The 22,671-nt window shown below is 66.4% G+C and carries 10 protein-coding genes; 4 read left to right on the forward strand and 6 right to left on the reverse strand.

Translation table 11 applies throughout. The annotated features are described in order from the left end of the window. Positions 1-107 precede the first annotated feature (107 nt). Both SLQ33_RS32530 and SLQ33_RS32535 read right to left on the reverse strand, forming a co-directional pair. Complete coding sequence (locus SLQ33_RS32530; RefSeq protein WP_319458062.1) at positions 108-959, reverse strand: MaoC/PaaZ C-terminal domain-containing protein; 852 nt, start codon at positions 957-959, stop codon at positions 108-110. Beyond that, positions 956-2,308, reverse strand: a complete 1,353-nt coding sequence (locus SLQ33_RS32535; RefSeq protein ID WP_413467773.1) for a 3-oxoacyl-ACP reductase — start codon at positions 2,306-2,308, stop codon at positions 956-958. Before SLQ33_RS32535 ends, SLQ33_RS32530 begins: the two co-directional genes overlap by 4 nt. A 138-nt stretch (positions 2,309-2,446) precedes the next feature. On the opposite strand from SLQ33_RS32535, the gene SLQ33_RS32540 reads away from it, so the two are divergent. Next, positions 2,447-3,748 carry an acetyl-CoA C-acetyltransferase gene (locus tag SLQ33_RS32540; RefSeq protein WP_319458063.1) on the forward strand — a complete coding sequence of 434 codons (1,302 nt, stop codon included), beginning with the start codon at positions 2,447-2,449 and terminating at the stop codon, positions 3,746-3,748. Between the two features lie 121 nt (positions 3,749-3,869). On the opposite strand, the gene SLQ33_RS32545 is transcribed toward SLQ33_RS32540, so the two are convergent. Then, the gene (locus tag SLQ33_RS32545; RefSeq protein ID WP_319458064.1) at positions 3,870-4,991 is read right to left on the reverse strand and encodes a TDT family transporter; all 1,122 of its coding nucleotides are present in this window, start codon (positions 4,989-4,991) and stop codon (positions 3,870-3,872) included. Positions 4,992-5,045: 54 nt separating this feature from the next. Between SLQ33_RS32545 and SLQ33_RS32550 the strand changes: the two genes are divergently transcribed. After that, on the forward strand, positions 5,046-5,972 hold the full coding sequence (locus tag SLQ33_RS32550; RefSeq protein WP_319458065.1) for a TIGR03564 family F420-dependent LLM class oxidoreductase: 927 nt from the start codon (positions 5,046-5,048) through the stop codon (positions 5,970-5,972). Between the two features lie 117 nt (positions 5,973-6,089). Here SLQ33_RS32550 and SLQ33_RS32555 read toward each other — a convergent pair whose 3' ends face one another. Together SLQ33_RS32555 and SLQ33_RS32560 are read right to left on the reverse strand one after the other, a co-directional pair. Further along, positions 6,090-6,782, reverse strand: a complete 693-nt coding sequence (locus SLQ33_RS32555; RefSeq protein ID WP_319458066.1) for a DUF1361 domain-containing protein — start codon at positions 6,780-6,782, stop codon at positions 6,090-6,092. A 105-nt stretch (positions 6,783-6,887) separates the two neighbouring features. Beyond that, positions 6,888-8,723, reverse strand: a complete 1,836-nt coding sequence (locus SLQ33_RS32560; protein ID WP_319458067.1) for an acyl-CoA dehydrogenase — start codon at positions 8,721-8,723, stop codon at positions 6,888-6,890. 247 nt (positions 8,724-8,970) lie between these two features. On the opposite strand from SLQ33_RS32560, the gene SLQ33_RS32565 reads away from it, so the two are divergent. Further along, entirely contained in the window at positions 8,971-10,050 is a 1,080-nt protein-coding gene (locus SLQ33_RS32565) for a dihydrodipicolinate reductase (RefSeq protein ID WP_319458068.1), read from the forward strand. Here SLQ33_RS32565 and SLQ33_RS32570 read toward each other — a convergent pair. After that, positions 10,047-21,056, reverse strand: coding sequence for a type I polyketide synthase (locus tag SLQ33_RS32570; protein WP_319458069.1), 11,010 nt, complete (start codon positions 21,054-21,056; stop codon positions 10,047-10,049). The genes SLQ33_RS32565 and SLQ33_RS32570 overlap by 4 nt on opposite strands. 193 nt (positions 21,057-21,249) lie before the next feature. Between SLQ33_RS32570 and SLQ33_RS32575 the strand changes: the two genes are divergently transcribed. Next, positions 21,250-22,671, forward strand: coding sequence for a condensation domain-containing protein (locus tag SLQ33_RS32575; RefSeq protein ID WP_319458070.1), 1,422 nt, complete (start codon positions 21,250-21,252; stop codon positions 22,669-22,671).

Genomic DNA, 22,671 nt, shown 5'->3' on the forward strand with positions numbered 1-22,671 from the left:
CAGCCCTCCAACTCGGCGCGTTCAGCATCGGTCAACACGATCACGGCAGCCTGCGGACTGGGCACAACCCAGTCTACCAACTGAACCGTATTTAATGACTCAGGACACTAGAGTGCGGTGACCGTCCCCGTCAGGTGCGGGTAACCCTTCGACAGGTTGCGCAGCGCCAGTTCCCAGCCGTCGGCAGTGCGGTCGACATATAACCCGGCCCGCGCCGGCAGCACCACCGGCTTGCCGAAGCGCACCGAGTACTTCACCGCGTCGGGCAGCTGGCCTTCGATGTTCGCCAGGACCGCTGCGGCGCTGAACATTCCGTGGGCGATCACCGTCGGGAACCCGAACAGCTTGGCGCCGATCGAATTGGTGTGGATGGGGTTGTGATCGCCCGCCACTGACGCATAGTGCCGGATCTGGCCCGGCGTGATGCGCAGGATGGTGTTGGGCGGAGGCAGTTTCGGCTGCTTCTTCGGTTCTGGCTTGGGCTCGTCGGACAGGCTGGTCCGCTGTTGGTGCAGGAACGTGGCGACCTGCTCCCACGCGACGTCGTTGCCGACCTTCACCTCGGTGACGGCGTCCACCAGCAGGCCACGCCGGTGCTCACGCAGGTTCTGCGCCCGCACGGTCACGTCGACGACGTCGGTTACCGCGATGAGCCGGTGCCGCGTGATGACGTTCTCCATGTGTACGGAACCCATTGCGGCAAAGGGAAAGTCGAAGCCGGTGATGAGCGACATCATCGCCGGGAACGTCAGCGCGAACGGGTACGTCAGCGGCACGGCGTCCGCGAATCGCAGTCCGGTCAGCGCGGCGTACTCGGCGACGTTGGCCGGATCGATCGTCAAGCCCTCGACGGACACCGTCCGCGCCGGCAGCGTGTCGCCGCGCCGGACGAACGGCAACGCACCCGCCGCCGCACGCGCGAGATTGAGCAACCCGCTGGGTTGGCCGGTGCTACTCATGCGCCCAGCATCGCTTGGCCGCACACCCGGATCGTGTTGCCGGTCACGGCATTCGACGCGGGGCTGGCGAAGTAGGCGATGGCTTCGGCGACGTCGACGGGCTTACCGCCCTGGAACAGTGAGTTCAGCCGGCGGCCGACCTCGCGGGTGGCCAGCGGGATGGCCTCGGTCATCTTGGTCTCGATGAACCCGGGGGCCACGGCGTTGATCGTGATGCCCTTGTCGCCGAAGACCGGGGCCAACGCCTGCGTCATGCCGATCATCCCCGCCTTGGTGGCGGCGTAGTTGGTCTGGCCGCGGTTGCCCGCGATGCCCGCCATCGAGGACAGTCCGACGATGCGCCCGCCATCGCCGATGGTGCCGTTGTCCACCAGGCCCTGGGCAAGGCGTTGCGGGGCAAGCAGATTCACTGCGACGACGCTGTCCCAACGGGCGTCGTCCATGTTGGCCAGCAACTTGTCGCGTGTGATGCCCGCATTGTTGACCAGGACGTCGGCCTTGCCGCCGTGGTGCTCCGTCAGATGCGCGACGATGCGCTCCACCGCGTCGGAGGCCGTCACGTCGAGCGTCAACGCCGTTCCGCCGACCTTCGCGGCGGTCTCTGCAAGGGCGTCGGCGGCCTGTTCTACGTCGATGGCCACCACCGTGGCGCCGTCCCGCGCGAACACCTTGGCGATCTCGGCGCCGATGCCGCGTGCCGCGCCGGTCACCAGCGCCACCTTGCCGTCCAGGGGCTTGTCCCAGTCGGCGAGCGGGACCGAATCGTCCGCACCGACGTAGAACACCTGACCGTCGACGTACGCGGACTTGGCGGACAGCAGGAAGCGCAGCGTCGACTCGAGCCCGGTGGCTCCCGCCTTGGCGTCGGCGGCCAGGTAGACCAGGCCGATCGTCGCGCCGCGCTGGAGTTCCTTGCCCAGGGAGCGGGTGAAGCCCTCGAGCGCCCGCTGGGCGATGCGCTCGTCGACGCTGCCCGTCTGGTCCGGGGTGGTGCCGACGACCACAACGCGACCCGACGGGCCGAGGTTGCGCAGCACCGGGGTGAAGAAGTCGGGAAGCGCCTTGAGTCCCTCGGGGTGCGTGATGCCGGTGGCGTCGAAGACGAGCCCGCCGAAGGAGTCGGCCCAGCGTCCGCCGAGGTTGTTGCGGACCAGTTCGTAGTCGTCGGCCAGCGCGCTGCGCAGCGGTTCGGCCACCCGGCCCTCGCCGCCGATCAGCAGCGACCCGGCCAGTGGCGGCTCGCCCGCACGGTAGCGCCGCAGTTCCTGCGGTTGTGGCACGCCGAGTTGTTTGGCCAGGAACGAGCCGGGCCCGGAGTTGACGACTTGCGAGAACAGATCGGTAGCCACTGTGCTGCCTTTCGGGGAACTGGGTACAGAAGTACAGGCGAAGGTGTACCCCTTTGTCGTGTCGATCACGAACTTACTCCAGAGTAAGAACGGTGGGTAGTATGACCCTCGACACCCCTAGAGACCTAAGAGGTAACAGTGGCTGACAACAAGACCGCCCGACGGGTCGCGATCCTCGGCGGTAACCGGATTCCCTTCGCGCGCTCCGACGGCGCCTACGCCAACGCGTCCAATCAGGACATGTTCACCGCGGCCCTCGACGGGCTGATCGACCGATTCAGTCTGTCCGGTGAACGCCTGGGCGCTGTGGTCGGTGGCGCAGTGCTCAAGCACAGCCGCGACTTCAACCTCATGCGCGAATGCGTGCTCGGCAGCGCGCTGTCGCCATACACACCCGCCTACGACCTGCAGCAGGCGTGCGGCACTGGGCTGCAGTCGACCATCGCCGTGGCCAACGCCATCGCGTTGGGCCAGTACGACTCGGCCGTGGCAGGCGGGGTGGACACCACGTCCGACGCTCCGATCGCCTTTGGCGACGACCTGCGCCGCGTGCTGCTCGGGCTACGCCGGGCCAAGTCGAACGTCGACCGGCTCAAGCTCGTCGGCAAGCTGCCCGCCTCTATCGGCGTGGAGATTCCCACCAACGGCGAACCCCGCACCGGGCTGTCGATGGGCGACCACGCGGCCATCACCGCCAAGGAGATGGGCGTCAAGCGCGTCGACCAGGATGAGCTGGCCGCCGCAAGCCACCAGAACATGGCGGCCGCCTACGATCGCGGCTTCTTCGACGACCTCATCACGCCCTTCCTCGGGCTCTACCGCGACAACAATCTGCGCGCTGACTCGACGGCCGAGAAGCTGGCCAAGCTCAAGCCGGTGTTCGGCGTGCGCAACGGCGACGCGACGATGACGGCGGGCAACTCGACGCCGCTGACCGACGGCGCGTCGGTGGCCCTGCTGGCATCCGAGGAGTGGGCCGCTGAGCGCAAGCTGCCGGTGCTCGCCTACTTCGTGGACGGCGAGACCGCCGCGGTCGACTACGTCAACGGTGACGACGGCTTGCTGATGGCCCCGACCTACGCGGTGCCGCGGCTGCTGGCCCGAAACGGCTTGACCCTGCAGGACTTCGACTTCTACGAGATCCACGAGGCGTTCGCGTCCGTGGTGCTGGCGACGCTGGCCGCCTGGGAGTCCGATGAGTATTGCAAGGAGCGGCTCGGCCTAGATAGCGCGCTAGGCGCGATAGATCGAACCAAGCTCAACGTCAACGGCTCGTCACTGGCCGCCGGACATCCATTTGCCGCGACCGGTGGGCGCATCGTCGCCCAGCTCGCCAAGCAGCTCGCCGAGAAGAAGAAGCAAACCGGGCAGCCGGTTCGGGGCCTCATCTCGATCTGCGCAGCTGGCGGGCAGGGTGTCACGGCGATCCTCGAAGCGTGAAGAAAGTTTCGCGCGGGCTGTAACGCCCACGGACGGACCACCGATAGGTGAGTAGTCCCGCGTTGTCGTCTGACCCCCCGACCCGACGACAACGCGGGGCTCTTTACTTTGTGTGCCCGCGTCACGGGTTCGGCGGCGGATCCTTCTTCGCCTTGATCGGCCCAGCGGCCGGGGGCGGCGTGAACAGGCTTCCGCCCACGCTGCCGCGCGTGGTGCGCACGGCGACCAGTGCCCAGGTGCTCAGCAGCCCGACGTAGGCGATGGCCGCGGCCACCTTGAACGCCGGCAAGCCGGTGTGGTTGGCCAGTTGCGTGGTCCCGGTGACGAACGTCCCGACGGGGAACGTGAGGCTCCACCACGTGAGGGCGAACGGCATCCCGCGTCGCATGGTTCGCACCGTCAACTGAGTCGCCAAGGCGATCCACAGCACCGCGAACCCCCACACGGGCACCCCGAACAGCACCGCGAAGGCGTTCATGTCGCTAGCCAGTTCGGGCGGCACGGCGAGTACCGCGGCGGCTCCGAGCAGACCGGCCGCGGTGATGCCCTGCCCCAGCGGGCCCAGCACGATCCACAGCGTGGGCACGCGCGCGGTGCCCGATGTGCCGTACAGCGCGAGCCGGCTCCAGATCATGCTGATGATGATCAACGCCGCGATGAGCGACAGCCCGAACATCGCGTAGCAGCCGTAGAGCATCGTCGTGCGTCCCGTGCCGGGGACCATGTGCGGCATCAGCAGTGCGCCCGAGGCGGCCGACACCATCGGCGGAACGACGGGCATCAACCAGCCGCCGAACGCGGCGTCGGGTTCGACGTTGAGTTGGGTGAACATGACGAACGGGATGGTCGCCGCGGTGAACAGGCCGCCGAGCGTGCCCGCCGTCCACAGCACCCAGGCCACGTCGACGGCGATCCGCGCACCGATGAGGTCCTTGCCGATGAGCAGCGCTCCCGAACCCACCGTCATCAGCGCCATCGGCGCCGCCCCGTAGAAGTGCGCCATCTGCGGGTTGTGCACGTGGCCGCGCGCGACGGTGGGGTGCCGAAACCACTGCACGCTCACCGCCACGACGAGCACCACCAAGAGCACGGCCGCCACCACCCAGACCACCCGAGAGAACACGTGCAGCCCGGGGACGTGGACTGGCAGCGTCACCCCAGCCGTCGCGACGATCCCGGTGCCCATCACCGACGCGAACCAGTTCGGGCCAAAGTGCTGTAGCCGGGCCTGTTCGGACGTCATGGTTCGATGTCAATTGGGGCTTGGAGCAGGGCAACGCAAGGGAGCGTGAAGGTCATGCAGGTCAGTATGTTCGGACAACTCAGCGGCGTGGGTCAGGAATCGCCGATCGACGCGACGATCGCCAACCTCGCGCTATTGCGCGACGAGGGTTTCAAACGCGTCTGGATGAGCCAAATGCCCTATGAGCCAGACCTTCTCACGATCTTGGCGGTCGCCCTGCACGAGGTCGACGACATCGAGGTCGCCAGCGGCGTGGTGCCGATCCAGAACCAGCACCCGATGCAGATGGCGCAACGAGCACTCACCGTCAGCCTGGCGTCTGCCGGCCGGTTCATCCTCGGCCTCGGCATGACGCATCAAGCGGTCACCGAGGGCATGTGGGGCATCCCCTGGGACAAGCCGGTGCGCAGACTCAACGAGTACCTCGACGGACTACTGCCGCTGCTGGCCGGCGAACCTGCTGCCGCGACGGGTGAGACGGTGACCACCCGCGGCGCCCTGATGATCGGCGGCGCCGCTCGGCCCGACGTGTACATCGCGGCGCTCGGCCCTCAGCTGCTCAAGATCGCCGGCCGCCGCACCTCAGGCACCTGTACCTGGATGACCGGACCGAAGACGCTGGCCGAGCACGTCGGGCCCACGCTGCGGCAGGCGGCCGCCGACGCGGGTCGGCCCGAGGGCGCGGTGCGCGTCGCGGCGTCGCTACCCATCAGCGTCACCGACGACGTGGACGCCGCCCGCAAGCAGGCGGCCACCCAGTTCGCGATGTACGGCCACCTGCCGTCGTACCGCGCGATGCTCGACCGCGAGGGCTATGCCGGCCCTGAGGACGCGGCCATCATCGGCGACGAGGCCACCGTCACGCAGCGGCTCGACGAACTGCGTGCGGCGGGCGTCGACGAGTACGTCGCCGCCACCTTCGACGCGTCCCCCGAAGGCCGGGCTCGCACCCGGGCGCTGCTGCGGACGCAGGACTCGTAACCGCCAAAAATTCCTCTGGTGTGACCGCTATCACAGGCGTACGATCGATCGCACGACGGGTTCGGGAGTGACCAGTCCAAAGTGCCGGCGTAGAGGCGAAGGCCGGACGCGCGAGAACTAATGAGACGCCCTCAAGTGTCCTCCCGAACCCGCCCTTTTTTGTGCGGGGGTATCTGAAGGCCTGATCGCACCGAGTGACCAGATGGTCAGGTAGGCGAGCCCAAAGAACGCAGCCACTGCGATCGCCACCCCGGTGGACTGCACGTTTGCGAACGGAGACCGTACCCACTCCAGCGTCGTTGCCACGATTGCATCCGGTTGCGTGACCAAATCCCAAGAGTTCCAACGCTGGAAGCGTCCGATGACGACTCCGACCGCACACAGGCCGATCGAGACGACCACCGCGGTCCAGCCGGCGACCGCACCGTATTCGCGTTCGATGCGCCCATGCACCAGTCGCAGTGACACCACGCCGAGGATGACGCCCGTCCAGGCCGCGAAGCCGTACTGAAGAACGTGACGCCAGAGTTCGACGCCTTCCCCGAGGTGCACGAGATCGGTCACCAGATACGGCGAGTTCGGCAGGAACGCCAGCCAGCCCAATCCCAACGGCAGCAGCCACACGCGTCGATGCGCCACCGCGAACCCGGCGGCGAAGCACACCGGAATCCACGCGAGGAACAAATTCCAGACCAAGAACTTCGTGGGGTAGGACCGCGGTGCCGCCGGATCCGTGATGCCCAGGACGACCGTCAGCGCGGTCGTTGCCAGCAGTGAGAAGACCAGAACGATGCGCGAGCCGTAGGCCATGCGTCCAGTCTCCCGTGAATCGCGAGGCCCGCTAGGCAAAGCGCAGGCGGCTGGCCCAACGCGAAGGGCCCCCGCCGTAGCGGGGGCCCTGAGCGTCAAGCGTGGTTAGAACGAAGCCTCGTCGAGCTCCATCACTTCGTTGTCGATGGTGTCGATCACCAGCTTGGTGCTGGTCAGCAGCGGCAGGAAGTTCTTCGCGAAGAACGACGCCACCGCGATCTTGCCCTCGTAGAACGACTTGTCCGCGCCGGTGGCACCGTTGTCGAGTGCCGCGATGGCGACGGCCGCCTGCTGCTGCAGCAGCCAGCCGAGCACCAGGTCGCCGACGCTCATCAGGAAGCGCACGGAACCGAGGCCCACCTTGTACAGGCTCTGCGGGTCCTCCTGCGCGGCCATCAGGTAGCCGGTCAGCGTGGCGGCCATGCCCTGCACGTCGGCCAGCGCTGTCGCCAGGAGCTCGCGCTCAGCCTTCAGGCGGCCGTTGCCTTCCTTGTTCTTGACGAACTGCTCGATCTCGTTTGCGACGTAGCCGAGCGCAACGCCCTTGTCCCGCACGATCTTCCGGAAGAAGAAGTCCTGCGCCTGGATGGCCGTGGTGCCCTCGTAGAGCGAGTCGATCTTGGCGTCGCGGATGTACTGCTCGATCGGGTAGTCCTGCAGGAAGCCGGACCCGCCGAAGGTCTGCAGGCTCTCGGTCAGCTTGGCGTACGCCTGCTCCGAGCCCACGCCCTTGACGATCGGGAGCAGTAGGTCGTTGACCTTGTTGGCGAGCTCGGGGTCGACACCGTGCACGGCCTTGGCGACCGCCGCGTCCTGGAACGTCGCGGTGTAGAGGTACAGCGCGCGCAGGCTCTCGGCGTACGCCTTCTGCGTCATCAGGCTGCGGCGCACGTCCGGGTGGTGCGTGATGGTTACGCGCGGCGCGGTCTTGTCGGTCATCTGGGTCAGGTCGGCACCCTGCACGCGCGACTTGGCGTACTCGAGTGCGTTGAGGTAGCCGGTCGACAGGGTGGCGATGGCCTTGGTGCCCACCATCATTCGGGCCTGCTCGATGACCTCGAACATCTGCGCGATGCCCTCGTGCACCTCGCCGACGAGCCAGCCAACGGCGGGGACGTCGTGCTGGCCAAGCGAGAGCTCGCAGGTCGCGGAGACCTTGAGGCCCATCTTGTGCTCGACGTTGGTGACGTAGACGCCGTTGCGCTCGCCGGGCTCACCGGTCTCGGGGTCGAAGTGGAACTTCGGAACGAAGAACAGCGACAGCCCCTTGGTGCCCGCGCCTGCGCCCTCGGGGCGGGCCAGCACCAGGTGCAGGATGTTCTCGCCGAGATCGTCGGCGTCACCGGAGGTGATGAAGCGCTTCACGCCATCGATGTGCCAGGTGCCGTCGGCCTGCTGCACGGCCTTGGCGCGGCCCGCGCCGACGTCGGAACCGGCGTCGGGCTCGGTGAGCACCATGGTCGAAGTCCAGCCGCGCTCGGCGGCCAGCACGGCCCACTTCTTCTGCTCTTCGGTACCGAGGTGGTACATGATCTGGGCGAAGCCGGCACCCATCGAGTACATGTAGACCGCCGGGTTGGCGCCGAGCACGTGCTCCATCAGCGCCCACTGCAGCGCGCGGGGCATCGGCATTCCGCCGAGTTCCTCGTCCAGGCCGATCTTGTCCCAGCCGCCGTCGGTGATGGCGCGCACCGACTTCTTGAACGCCGCGGGCAGGGTGACGGTGTGTGTCTCGGGGTCGAAGACCGGGGGATTGCGGTCACCTTCGGCGAACGAATCGGCGATGGGCCCCTCGGCGAGTCGGCTGATCTCCGCGAGCATCTCGCGGGCCGAATCCTCGTCCAGCTCAGCGAACGCGCCTTCGCCGAACGCCTTGTCGACGCCGAAGACCTCGAACAGGTTGAATACCTGGTCACGGACGTTGCTCTTGTAGTGACTCACGATCTCTCCTCGATGAGATTACGTCTGCGGTTGGGTACTTCCGATAAGTTACCCACCAGTAACTGGGGCCAACTATACCGCTCAGTAACTTGAACGCAAAGCGATGTCGAGCAAATTTCTGCCAGCTAAGTAACCCGGTGGTTGATCGGACCTGCCCAAACGGTTGGTTGGCCGTCGTGAACTGGGCTTTTGCAGCGATGTGATGTCTGCCACGAGGGGCCCTAGCACGCCCACTAGGGTGGCTGAAATGAGACGTGTGGCGGTATGGGGAACGGGCAACATGGGGGCCACTGCGATCCGGTCGGCGGCGGCATTTCCTGGCTTGAAGCTGGCCGCTGTCATCACCTCCTCGGCCGAGAAGGCCGGCCGGGATGCGGCCGAGTTCGCTGGGCTGGACGAACCCACCGGCGTGCTGGCGACGACGGACGTCGACGCCGCGCTGGCCGAGTCCGACGCAGTGGCCTACATGGCCTCTGGCGACATCCGCCCCGACGAGGCAATCGCCGACATCGAGCGCTGCCTGCGTGCGGGCAAGCACGTCGTCACGCCGTCGCTGTACTCGCTGTACGACCCGGCCTCCGCGCCACAGGAGTGGGTCGACCGGCTCACTGCCGCCGCCGAAGAGGGCACGGCGACGTTGTTGGTCAGCGGCGTGGACCCCGGCTGGGGCAACGACGCGCTCGCGGTGACGGCGGCGAGCCTGTGCACCCGCATCACGACGATCACCTGCCAGGAGATCTTCGACTACTCGACCTACAACCAGCCGTTCGCCGTCAAGGTGTCCTGCGGCTTCGGCGGTTCCATGGAGGAGACGCCGATGATGCTGCTGCCCACGATTCCCACGATGGTGTGGGGCGGCAACGTCCGACTCATCGGCCGTGGTCTCGGCATCGAGATCGACGAGATCACCGAAGAGGTCGAGCGCCTTCCCCTCGAGGACGCGGTGGACACCGTGATGGGCCGCTTCGACGCGGGCACCCAGGGTGCCTTCTGGCTCAAGGTGATCGGGTGGTCCTGCGGCACGAAGCGCGTCATCATCGAACACATCACCCGCATCCATCCGTCCTGCGCCCCGGACTGGCCACAGCCCGACGAGGGCGTCGGCGACCATCGGGTGATCGTCGACGGAGACCCGAAGCTCACGATCCTCACCCGCGCCGACGTCCCCGGCGGCACCCGCGCCGACGGCGGCAATACCACCGCCGCCAACCGGCTGCTCGGAGCCCTCAACTGGCTCGCGGACCAGAAACCTGGCATCTACGACGGTCTGCAGGTGCCGTTGCGCTCGGTGCTGCCCGCCGAGGCGGAGACTGCCCGCTGGGCTTAGGAGGTCTCTTCTTCGGCGGCCGGGTCCGCTTCGGGTTGCGCCTCTTCCGACGGCGATTCCGAATCGGCCAGCTGACCGACGAGATACTCGGCGAGCCCCCCGATGCTCGGATAGTCGAACACCGCCGTCGCGTTGATCGTGAACGCACCGCCGAACTGACTGTCCAACCGGTTGCGGAGTTCGATCGCCATCAGCGAATCGGTACCCAGGTCCAGGAACCGACTGGTTGCGGCCGGCGGCTGCGCGAGCCGAAGGAAGTTCTGCACCTCGCGCTGAAGGAATTCGGTCACGAATCCGGCGCGCTGCGCCGCCGGTATCTCCTGCAGCTGCCGAAGCAACTCACTGTCACCGGTCAGCTCCCCGACGGCACTGGGCAACACGAGGTCGAGAATCGGTGGACGCGAACTGCCAAGCACCTTCGCGGCACGCTGCCAGTTGGCCTTGATGACGGTGGCCTGGCCGGTTCCGTTGGCGACGACCTCGGCCAGGGCGCTGAGCGCTGCTGAGGGTTCCAGCGGAATCAGGCCCTGGGCACCGATATTGGCGCGCGCGGCCTCCGAAGAAGCCATGCCACCCTGGGCCCAAGGACCGAAGTTGACACCAGTGGCCGGCAAGCCTTGCGCCCTTCTCTGCGCGACCAGACCGTCAAGCAATGCATTGGCGGTCGCGTAGTTGGACTGACCGGGTGAACCGAACAAGCTCGATACAGAGGAGGACACGATGAAGAAGTCCAGCTCGTCGTCCTTCGTCAAGCGATCCAAGTGGCAGGCACCGAACGCCTTGGGCGCCAACGTCGTTCGGAATCGCTCCACGCTCTGCTGTGACAGCAGCGCATCGTCGAGCACGCCGGCCAAGTGCACCACTCCAGCGAGCGGCGGCAACTCCGCGCGGATTCGCTCCAGCAGCGTCGCAACTTCGGACTCGTCGCCGACATCGGCTGCGAAGGTGTGGATGCGGCACCGATAGCGCTCGGTGATGTCCTCGATTGCCCGTTGCGCGTCCGCGTCGGGCGCGCGCCTGCTTGTCAACACGATGTCACCGGCCCCGAGTTGGGCCAGATACGCCGCCGTGTGCAGGCCGATCGCACCGAGTCCACCGGTGATCAGATAGCTCCGATCGGCTCGCGGTGTGAGCGGATTCGGGATCTGCAGCACGATCTTGCCGATGTGCCGGGCTTGCTGCATGCGGCGGAACGCGGCCCTCGCCTCCGTGAGTGGATAGACCTCGGCGGGCAGTGGTGTCCATTCGCCCTTGGCCAGTCCCTCCGACACCTCGGTCAGCAAGCCGCGAATGCGCTCGGGTTCGGTGACCATCACCGTGTCCAGCGCCACGATCTCGTAGGCGATGTCGGATCGGGCCTCGGCCATCTGTACCGGTGACCAGATATCGCGCTTGGCGATCTCGGCAAAGCGGCCGTTCCGGGCGGTGGCCTTCAGCGTCGCCTCGATGAACCCTTCGCTAGTCAGGCTGTTGAGCACTACATCCACACCCGAGCCACCGGTGTCGGCAAGGATCTGGTCGGCAAAATCCGTTGTGCGCGAATCGTAGACGTACTCCACACCCAGCTTGCGCAGCGTCGCGCGCTTGAAGGTGCTGGCGGTGGCGAAGACCGTGGCACCGCACTGCTGGGCCATCTGGACGGCCGCTAGACCGACGCCACCGCTGGCCGCGTGGATGAGCACCTTGTCACCGGGCCGCAGCTGCGCCCAGTCGAACGACAGCCGAACCGTCAGCGCCGCAGCGGGGATGGTGGCCGCCTCGAGCGCGCTGACCCCGTCCGGGATCGGTGCCAGGAACTGGGCGGGCACGTTGAACCGGCTGGCGAACGCGCCCTGCATGGAGCCGTAGACGCGTTGACCCACCTCGAGTCCAGTTACGCCGCTGCCCAATTGCGCGACGGTGCCTGCGAAGTCTCCGCCGATCGGTCCTGGATCGCCAGGGTAGAGGCCAAGGACGTTGAGCACGTCGCGGAAGTTCAGACCCGCAGCCTCGACCCGGACCTGTACATAGCCCTCGTCCGGCGACGGCACGTCGGCCTCGGTCAGCCGCAGGTTGTCGATCGCACCGCGTTCGGTGGGGGCCAGAACGTAGTCGGTCGAGCGCGGCACCGTGAGATGTCCGCTGCGGGCCCAGGGCAGCAAACGGGAGGCCAGCAGCTTTCCTTGCCGCAGTGCGAGTTCCGGTTCATCGACCGGTGTGGCCAGCAGGCTGGCCAGCGCACGTACGGCCTCCGGTGATCCGTCGCAGTCGACCAGCTTGCAGCGCAGCGCCGGTTCCTCGTTGATCGTGGTGCGGCCGAACCCCCACAGTGCCGCCTGCACCGGGTCGACCGGCTCGGCGGATTCGGTGGCCACGGCCTTGTCGGTGACGATCCACAGTCCGCCGGGCAGTTTCAGCTGGCCGCCCTGCACCGTGTGCACCGCGCTGAGCAGGTTGGCGAGCTCCGTTTCAAGCCGCGCCTCGGCCTCGGCGGTCGATTCGTCTGCGCTCGGCGCGCTGCTACGCCAGACGACGCCGGAGAATCCGACGCCGCGCTGGTGCGCATCTGTCAGCACCTGTCCCAGCAGCTCCGGATCGCCTGCCCGGTCGAACGGGATGCAGCCCGGAATGGTGGCGGCCAGTTCGTCGAATCCAGCTATCAGCCAAGTGCCGCTTACCGTCGCGGTCTCGTCGCTAGACACCGGCACCTCGTGCCAGCCCAGGGTGTAGAGAAGCCGGGTGGCATCGCCACCGAGGCCGCGTAGCAAAGCCTCGCGCGGCGCTCGTTTCACCGTGAACTCGCGAATCCCGCCCAGGTGCCGGCCATCCCGGTCGAGGTAATCGATATCGAAGACCTGGGTTTCGTTGTCGAGGGGGCCCTCGTGCCACCTCGCGCGGCAGTAGAACCGCCGTGGCATCTTCTCGCGCAGCGTCACTTGCCCGTACCGCAACGGCAGGAACAGATCGCTCACGCCCTGTTCGGCTGCGAGAAGTGCTGGGAACGCCGGGAAGGCGACTCCGGTGCACAGGTCCATCAGCACCGGATGCATGGGCTCGGTTCCGAGTTGTTCGGCGAGTTCTTCGCCGACGACGATGTCGCCGATCGCCTCACCCTCACCGAGCCACAGCGACTTCAGCGAACCGGACCAGGTCGGCCCCCATGCCAGCTCCATGTCGGCGAAGGTCTCGAACAGCTCCTGCGGGCGCATGCGCTCGAGGCGCTCGACGGCTTCGTCGACCGGATCGATTTCAGTGGACGGCTCCCCTGTGCTGTCCGGAGCACCACTCACAACGATGCCTTCGGCGTTCAGCGACCATTCCGCGCCGCGTTCACCGTAGGGGCGGCTGTGCACCTTGAAACTCGACTCACCGCCGCCATCCAGCGGATGCAACGAGAGCTGCACCTCGCGAGAACTCTTCTCGGGCAGGATGATCGGCTCGTAGAAGAAGACGTCCTTCGCGTGCGCCGGGGTACCGACTGCGGCCAATGCCATCGCCGCATACGTCGCTCCGGGGACCACGACGGTGCCGTAGATGACGTGATCGGAGAGCCAGGGCGCAGACTTGACGGACAACCTGCTGGTGTAGACGGAGTCGCCGGAGGCGAGGTCCTTCCCGCTGCCCAGAATTCCCGAAACCGCGACACCTTGGCCATCGGAGCCGACGATCCCGGACGTCTTGGGCCAGAAGCGGCGGTGTTGGAACGGATAGGTGGGCAGTTCGAGCTTGCTGCCCGACTGGCGTTGTAGCGCAGCGAAATCGGGTCGATGGCCGCCGACGTAGGCAGCGGCCATGGCGTCGGCGATCTGGCGCCGGTCGGCTACGCCCTTGCGCATCGAGACGATCGCCCGAGGAGCCGCCAAGTGCTCCGGCCAGACCTGCACCGCAGCTCCGGTCAACACCGGTTGCGGACCGATCTCCATCAACACCGAGCAGCCCAGCGATGCGATGGTGCGCACACTTTCGGCGAATTGCACCGGCTGGCGCGAATGCCGCCGCCAGTACTTGGCGTCGAGCGGCGTTTGGGCGGTGAGCACTGCGCCGGTGCGGTTGCAGACAAGCGGCAACGTCGGGGCGGCGAATTGGAACTGCGCTGCGTACGACTCGAACTCGTCGAGCACCGGATCAAGCAACTCCGAGTGGAAGGCGTGGCTGGTCTGCAGCCAGGTGCAGCGGATCCCCTCGTCACCAAACGCGGCGACGATCCGTTCGAGATCCTCGCCGGGGCCCGAGAGCACGGTGTTGGGACCGTTGTAGGCACCGACCGACACTCGCGGGAACTCGGCGGCGAGCTCCTCGACGTGCTTGGCGTCGCTGAACACTGCCACCATGCGCCCGCCCTCGGGCAGACTGCCGAACATCCGACCGCGCTCGGCCATCAACCGGGCGCCGTCCTCGAGGCTGAAGGCGCCTGCCACGCATGCCGCTGCGTACTGGCCCACGCTGTGCCCCAGCACCACGTCGGGTTGGATGCCCCACGACTGCCACAGCCGGGCCAGGCCCATCTCGACGGCGAAGAGTGCCGGCTGCGCAAACGACGTGTGGCGCAAGGCTTCTCCGGCCTCGCGATCGGTGGCGAACATGACCTCCAGCAACGGACGCGGCAGCAGTTCCGCTACCGCTTCCGCGCAGCGTGTCACGGTGTCGGCGAAAACCGGCTCCGTGTCGAACAACTCACGCGCCATACCCGGGTACTGGCTGCCTTGCCCACTGAACAACCACGCCGTCGTCGGGTGGTGCGTGTGTTCGCCCTGTACGACACCGGGTCGCAGCCGGTTCTCGGCCAATTCGGCCAGGCCGTCGCGCGCGCCCGCGACCGAGTCCACGACCAGCGCGGCGCGATGTTCGAAATGCGAGCGTCCCCTGCCCGCGGTGAGGCATACGTCGGCGAGGTCGACGTCCGGGTGGATGCTCAACCAGTCGTCGTAACGTCGCGCCAATGCCACCAGTGCTTCCGGTGACCGCGCGGACAGCGCCAGCACGTTGAAGGCGGGCTGCTCGTCAGTGTCTAACTCCGGTGGCGCCGGAGTTTCCACGACGCTGGCCGCGGGCGCCTCCTCGATAAGCACGTGCGCGTTGGTGCCGGTGAATCCGAAGGAACTCACGCCGGCCCGGCGTGTCCTGCCGTTGGCCAACCACGGAATGGCCTTGTCCACGACCCGAACCGGCAGCGAAGCCCAGGGGATGTGCGGTGACGGGTTGTCGAAGTGCAGGCTCTGCGGCAGCTCTTCGTGCTGGAGCGACAACACGACCTTGATCAGACCCGCTGCCCCCGAGGCCGATTCGGTGTGACCGATGTTGGTCTTCACCGATCCCATCAGCAACGGACGGTCTGCGTCACGCGAGCCGCCATACGCGGCGGCGGCGGCCTGCACCTCGATCGGATCGCCCAGCGGGGTGCCCGTTCCGTGCGCCTCGAGGTAGTCGACGTCCCCGCCCGTCAGCCCGGCCCTGGCCAACGCCGTACCGATGAGCCGTTGCTGTGCACCACCATTGGGCACCGTCAAACCACTGGACGCACCGTCCTGGTTGACCGCACTGCTCGGAATGACCGCGCAGACCCGGTCGCCATCGCGCACCGCGTCACTCAATCTCTTGAGCACCAGAATTCCGCAGCCTTCACTGCGTACGTAGCCGTCGGCGGACGCGTCGAACGTCTTGCATCGTCCGACGGGGGAAAGCATCCTGGCCCGTGAGGCGGCGACGACCGTCACCGGACTCAGCAGGACGTTCACGCCGCCTGCCACCGCCAGGTCGCAGTCATCGAAGCGCAATGCCTGGCAGGCCTGATGGACGGCCACCAACGCCGAGCTGCATGCGGTGTCGACTGCCACTGCCGGTCCTTCGAGTCCCAGCGCGAAGGCGACCCGACCGGAAATGGCATTGAGCGCGTTGCCGGTGATGAAGTAGGGCTCGATCTTGTCGATCGACTCCGACGACAGCAGATGCGCGTACTCGTTGGCGGCCACTCCCGCGAAGACTCCGGTTCGGCTGCCGCGCAATGCGGACGGCGCGTACCCAGCCCTTTCGAGGCCCTCCCACACCGTTTCGAGCATCAGTCGCTGTTGCGGCTCGATCCAGACGGCCTCGCGCGGAGAGATGCCGAAGAACTCGGGATCGAATCCATCGATGCCGTCGAGGAATCCGCCGAAGCGCGTGTAGGTCTTTCCCGCCGTCTCCGGATCCGGGTCGTAGAACTCGTCGATGTCGAATCGGTCCTCGGGGACTTCCCGGATGGCATCGACACCGCCGGACAGCACCTGCCAGAAGGCTTCCGGGTTGGGCGCGCCGGGGAACCGGCACGACACCGCGATGATCGCGATCGGCTCATCCGTGCGCGTCATGGCCCCTGACGCCGGCGGCCCCGGTTTGGCAGATGCCGCCTCGTTGAGGCCGAGCACCTCGACGAGCAGGTAATCGGCCACGTCGGACAGCCGAGGGTGATCCATCACCAGGGTGATGGGTATCTCCTTGCCCACCCCCTGTTCGATGCGGCGCCGAAGTTCGACGGCCATCAGCGAATCCATGCCGAGGTCGAAGAAACCCTCGTCCTCGCGGATCTCCGCGGCATCGACCCGCGTCACCTCTGCTACCGCGTCGCGCAGGTAGTCCGTCAGAAGCTTCTTGCGCTGCTGCACTGGAGCGCCTGCGAGCCGCTCGACCAGCTGGGTCTTCCCCGACGCCGTGGCAGGCGCCGCAGTCACCAGATCGGAGGGCACCTCGCGCGCCAACTCGGCCAGGAACGCTCGTCGGCCCGCCTGTTCGTAGAGCGGCAGGAAACGAGCCCAGTCGATCCGGGCCACAGTTCCTTGCACGAGGCCCGGTGCCTTGGAGGCCGCCACGACGTCGGCCAGACCTGCCAGCGCATCGGCAGGTGACAACGTCCGGACACCGCGCTTAGCGAGTCGCGCACGCGACTCTGCGTCGGCCATGCCCGCCGACCAGGGACCGAAGTTGACGCTGATCCCGGGGATGCCCTGTTCGCGCAGGCGCCAGGCCAACCCGTCGAGGAAGGCGTTGGCCGCGCCGTAGGCCGTCTGACCGAATCCGCCCCATACCGAGGCGATCGAAGAGGTACTGATGAAGAAGTCCAGCTGCAGGTCGGTGGCTGCTTCACTCAAATGCCAGGCACCCCAAACCTTCCCAGCGAAGACGCGATCTACTTCGTCGTCGTCCAGGTGGCTCAGCGGCGTGGTTCCGAGCTCGCCCGCGGCATGGACGATGCCGGCCAACGGCGGCAGCTCGGCCCGCACGGTGGTCAAAAGGCGTGCGACGCCGTGTGCATCCGCGACATCGGCAGCAATGACGCGGAACTCGCAGCCGTGCTGTTCGCTCAATGCATCGATGCGCTGTTGCGCGGCTTCGCTGGGCGCGCGCCGGCTGGTCAGCACCAGATGCCTGGCGCCGTGGGCGGCCAGATATCCGGCGATCTCCAGTCCTATGGAACCGAGGCCCCCTGTAACGAGATACGCTGCGTCAGAGCGCAGTTCCAGCGGCGTACCGCTTGGCGCCTCCGCTTGCCGAACCAGTCGGGGAACGTACACCGCCTGATCGCGCAACGCGATCTGGTCCTCCCTGACGGCCGACTCGTGCGGCATCGACGCAACCTGGGTGATGAACCGCGACCATTCGTCGGCAGTGCCATCAGCCAGATCCGCCAGTCCACCCCACACGTGCGGAAGCTCAAGGGAGGCAGCACGACCGAATCCCCACAGGCAACTCTGATCCGGCGCCACGGTGTCCGTGTCGGTGACGCGCTGTGCGCCGCGCGTTACCACCCAAATGGGCCTGCGCAGTTCCGCGGCGATCGCGGCGCGGAAGAGCCGCCGAGTTCCGCCCAAGATCCGGTGTTGCATCCGCAACAGTGACCGCATCGACGTTGCGGTCTCGGAGTCGAGAGCCGCGACATGCACGATGCGTAGCGTCGAATCGTCCACTGCCGCAGCGCGCAACGCGTCGGCAAGCTTCTCCTCGTCGGCATCGGACACCGGCAACCTGAGCATCAGATGCCTGTGGCCACGAGCGGTCAGCGCGTCGACCAGCGGCTGGACCACCGGGGAGTCGTCGCCGACGAGGATCCAGGTAGATTCCTCGCCCGTTTCCGAGATGGAGTGGGAACCAGTGAGTTTCTCCCAGTGGATTTCGTAGCGGTCGTCCTCGATCGACTGGGTGGTCCGTTGTTGATTGTGTTGTGCCGCAAGCTTTGTCAGTACATCCAGGGTCTGATGGTCGCCGCTCGCACCGTCGAGCAGGGTCGCGAGTTCCTCGATCCGGCCGTCCTCGAGAAGCTGGACGGCCTGGGTACGCGCGGCTGGTAGCTGTTGTTGGTTCGGGATCTCCTGATTATCTTGAAACCAGTACTGGCGGTGCTCGAACGGATAGGTGGGCAGGTCGAGCTTTCGCGCGTCTGGGTGCCGCAAGGCGGCGAATTCGGGCAGGTGGCCCAAGACATACGCGTCGGCAACGGCTTCGGTGATTTGCCGGCGGTCTGCGGTGTTTCGACGCAGAGACGCGATCGCCCGCGGTGCGGTGGCCGGGTCAGGCCATGCCCGCAGCGCGGCGGCGGTCAGCACCGGTTGTGGGCCGAGCTCGAGCAATACCTTGCAATTCAGCTCGGCGAGAGTGCGCACGCTCTTGGCGAATTCCACCGGTTGGCGCGCGTGACGTCGCCAATAGGCGCCGTCGAGCTTCACGCTCCAGCCGAGCGCGGCGCCAGTGCGGTTGTCGAGCAAAATCCGTTGTGGCGTATTGAAATCGAACCGATCCGCATACGCCTCGAACTCGTCGAGGATCGGGTCAAGCAGCGACGAGTGGAACGCGTGGCTGGTGTCCAGCCAGTTGTATCGGACACCGTCGGCCGCCAGCCTGGCCACCGCCATCTTCAGGTCCTCTTCGGGCCCCGACAGCACGGTATTGGCGCCGTTGTACGCGGCCACCGACAGACTCGGGAACTCGTCGGTGAGGCTCTCGACACGCTCGGCGGCGGTGAACGCCGCGACCATCCGGCCACCCGCAGGCAAACTGCCGAACAGACGACCGCGTTCGGCCATCAGCAGCGCGCCGTCCTCGAGACTGAACACGCCCGCGACGCAGGCCGCCGAATACTGCCCGACGCTGTGTCCCAGCACCACGTCCGGCTCGAAGCCCCACGACTGCCAGAGCCGAGCCAAGCCCAGCTCCACCGCGAACAAGGCGGGCTGTGCGTAGCTGGTCTGTCGCAGCGTCTCTTCGCCATCCGGGCCATCCACGTCGAAAATCACGTCCAGCAACGGCTTTTCGAGAACGTCGGCGACCGCTGTCGCGCAGCGATTCAGCGTCTCGGCGAACACCGGCTCGGTGTCGAACAACTCCCGGGCCATGCCGGTGTACTGGCTGCCTTGACCGGTGAACAGCCACGCCGTCTTCGGTGTGTCACGGGATTCTCCAACGACCAAACCGGGTGCCGGGCGGTCGTCCGCGAGTGCGCCGAGAAGCTCGATGGCGGATTCTCTCGAATTGACCGCCAACGCGGCCCGGTGCTCCAAGTGCGCTCGCCCGACCCCCGCGGTGAAGCACACGTCGGCCAAGGTGGCCTCCGGGTGCGCGTTCAACCAGTTGCGGTAGTGATCGGCGACCTGCCCCAAGGCGGCGGGCGTCCGCGCCGAGAGCGGAAGAACGCTGAATCGTGAGTCTCCCGGACCCGGTGCCGCAGCGGGCTGCGCTGCTTCCTCGGGAGCTTCGGAGAGGATGACGTGCGCGTTGGTCCCGGCGAACCCGAACGAGCTAACGCCGGCGATGCGGGGCCGACCATTGCGCTCCCAGGGGGTGGTCTCCTTCACCACCTCCACTGCAAGCCGGTCCCACGGAATGTGCGGCGACGGGTTCTCGAAGTGGAGGTGCTTCGGCAGAGTCTCGTGCTCGAGCGACAAGATGACCTTGATGACGCCCGCGATCCCCGCGGCTGCTTCCAGGTGCCCGATGTTCGTCTTCGCGGAGCCGATCAACAGCGGGTGGCTGGGATCGCGCCCGGCGCCGTACGCCGCACCTGCGGCCTGAGCCTCGATCGGGTCGCCCAGCGATGTCCCGGTGCCGTGCGCTTCCAGGTATCCGACGTCGCTCGGTTCGAGGTCGGCTCGCTTCAGCGCATCGGCGATAACCCGTTGCTGCGCAACGCCGTTCGGCACCGTCAAGCCGCCGGATGCGCCGTCCTGGTTGACCGCGCTGCCGCGGATCACCGCTCTGATCCGGTCGCCGTCGCGAACCGCGTCCTCGAGGCGCTTGATGACGATGACGCCGCACCCCTCGCCACGCACATAGCCGTCCGCGGCCGCGTCGAATGTCTTGCACCGGCCGTCGGGCGCGAGCATGTTCGCGCTGGAGAACGTGATCATGGTCGCCGGGCTGAGCAGGACGTTCGCGCCGCCGGCCAGCGCGAGGTCGCATTCGCCCAAAAGCAGCGCTTGGCACGCCTGATGGATTGCCACCAGCGACGAGCTACACGCCGTGTCGACGGCGACCGCGGGACCCTGCAGCCCCAGCCGATAGCTGATCCGGCCGGCCGCGGCCGCATTCGACGTCCCGATCGCCGTGTAGGCCTCGATCTCGGGGTAAGTCTGCGCGTCGGAGATCATGCCCAGGTAGTCGTGGGTCGCCAAGCCCACGAACACGCCGGTGTTGGTGTTGGCCAGGGCCGTCGGCGCAGTGCCCGAATGTTCCACCGCGCGCCACGCCGTCTCCAGCAAGATCCGATGCTGTGGGTCCATCAATCTGACCTCGCGCGTCGACATACCGAAGAACGGCGCGTCGAACCCCGCCACGTCATCGACGAAACCGGCGCGACGCGTTACGACCTTGCCGGGCACGCCGGGTTCGGGGTCGAAGAATTCGTCGACATCCCAGCGGTCATTGGGCACCTCAGATACCGCGTCGCGGCCCTCGCGCAGCACGTCCCAAAACTCATCGGCATCCGCGGCGCCCGGAAAGCGCGCCGCGTAGCCCACGATCGCAAAACTTGGGGCCGGTTCGATCGACTTTTCCGTACCAAACATTTGTTCGCATCCCTCCCTGGAGAGCCGCGGCCAGTATTGCATGTATGCCTGTGTCATGCCGGACGCCAACGTCCGGGCTTCGCTAGCTGCGGTTGCACGGAGCCCCCCACGTTCAGGCGGCGGTGCTTCTGCGAGGGTATGTTGAGCCGCTAGTGATGCCGGACCGGAGCCGGCCAATGGGGAGGGCGAAGCTTTGCGCATCGGGAAAGTCACGGTCGGAGCACTTGACGAATGGTCGTTGAGCCCGGGCTCTGTGACCTCTTGGCATCCAACGGCCGCGGCTCAGGACAAGGCGCGACGAGCTCCTATCAGTTCGGTGCCGATTAGCTACATGCAGGGCCAGCATCTTCGCAATTACTGCGAACGGACGGCCGAGGGACTGAACTTCTCCCGGCAAATCATCGCTAGCTGTGACGTGGCCGGCCAGTGTGATGTTTCTGCCATGGATCACGCCGTCAATACATACCTACGTCGGCATGACACGTTCCGCAGTTGGTTCTCCCAGACCGCGGATGGAGAGTTCATCCGGCATGCCATCGACGATCCGGCTGACATTGAATTCGTGCCGATCGATCACGGCCACATGACGGTTGACGAAATACACGCTCACGTCGTGGACATACCGAATCCGTTGGAGTGGGGTTGCTTCACTTTCGGGGTTGTACAAAACGAGGACTACTTCTCGTTCTTCGCTGCCATGGATCACGTGCACGGGGATGCGACGTTGATCGGCACGACGATGATGGAAGCCAACGGAATGTATTCGGCGTTGAGCGGAAGCGGTCACGCTCTCACGCTGCCCGATGCCGGTAGCTTCGACGATTTCTGTGTCCGTGAGCGCGAGTACGCGCACACGTTGACGGTGGATTCGCCTGGGGTAAGCGCGTGGATCGACTTCGCCGAGGAAAACGGTGGTGGGTTTCCTGAGTTCCCGCTTCCGTTGGGTAACCCGAAGGAATCGACCAGCAGTGCCATGACCTCAGAAATCCTGATGGACACACCGCAGACGGAACGCTTCGAATCAGCCTGCACGGCGGCCGGCGCGCGCTTCGTCGGCGGCTTGTTCGCTTGTCTCGGCCTGGTGGAGCACGAGTTCACCGGTGCGCTCACGTATTACGGGCTCACTCCGAGGGATTCCCGCACGGCCAGCGACAATTTCATGACGCAGGGTTGGTTTACCGGCTTGATCCCGATCACCGTCCCGATAGCGGCGACCTCATTCAGCGATGCCGCATGGGCTGCTCAGACGTCTTTCGATTCGGGCCTGGACATGTCGAAGGTGCCGTATTACCGCGTATTGGAGTTGGCGCCGTCGTTGAACTGGCCACGGCCGAACTTTCCGGTGGCGAACTTCTTTCACGGCGGCGCCGCTCCGCTCAACGGAATCCTTGCAGCCGCAGACATGGGTCTTGCGAACAATATCGGGATCTACCCTGACGGCCGGTTTTCATATCAATTGACGATCTACATATTCCGTTACGGGGAGGGCACGGTCATGGCGATCATGCATCCCGACAATCCAGTTGCCCAGAAATCAGTTACCCGCTACATGGAGGCGATGAGGTCTGTGACCGTACGGGTCGCCGACAGCGGGCACTGGGGACGCGTCGCGTAG

The sequence above is a fragment of the Mycobacterium sp. RTGN6 genome (assembly GCF_033804605.1).
Taxonomy (GTDB): domain Bacteria; phylum Actinomycetota; class Actinomycetes; order Mycobacteriales; family Mycobacteriaceae; genus Mycobacterium.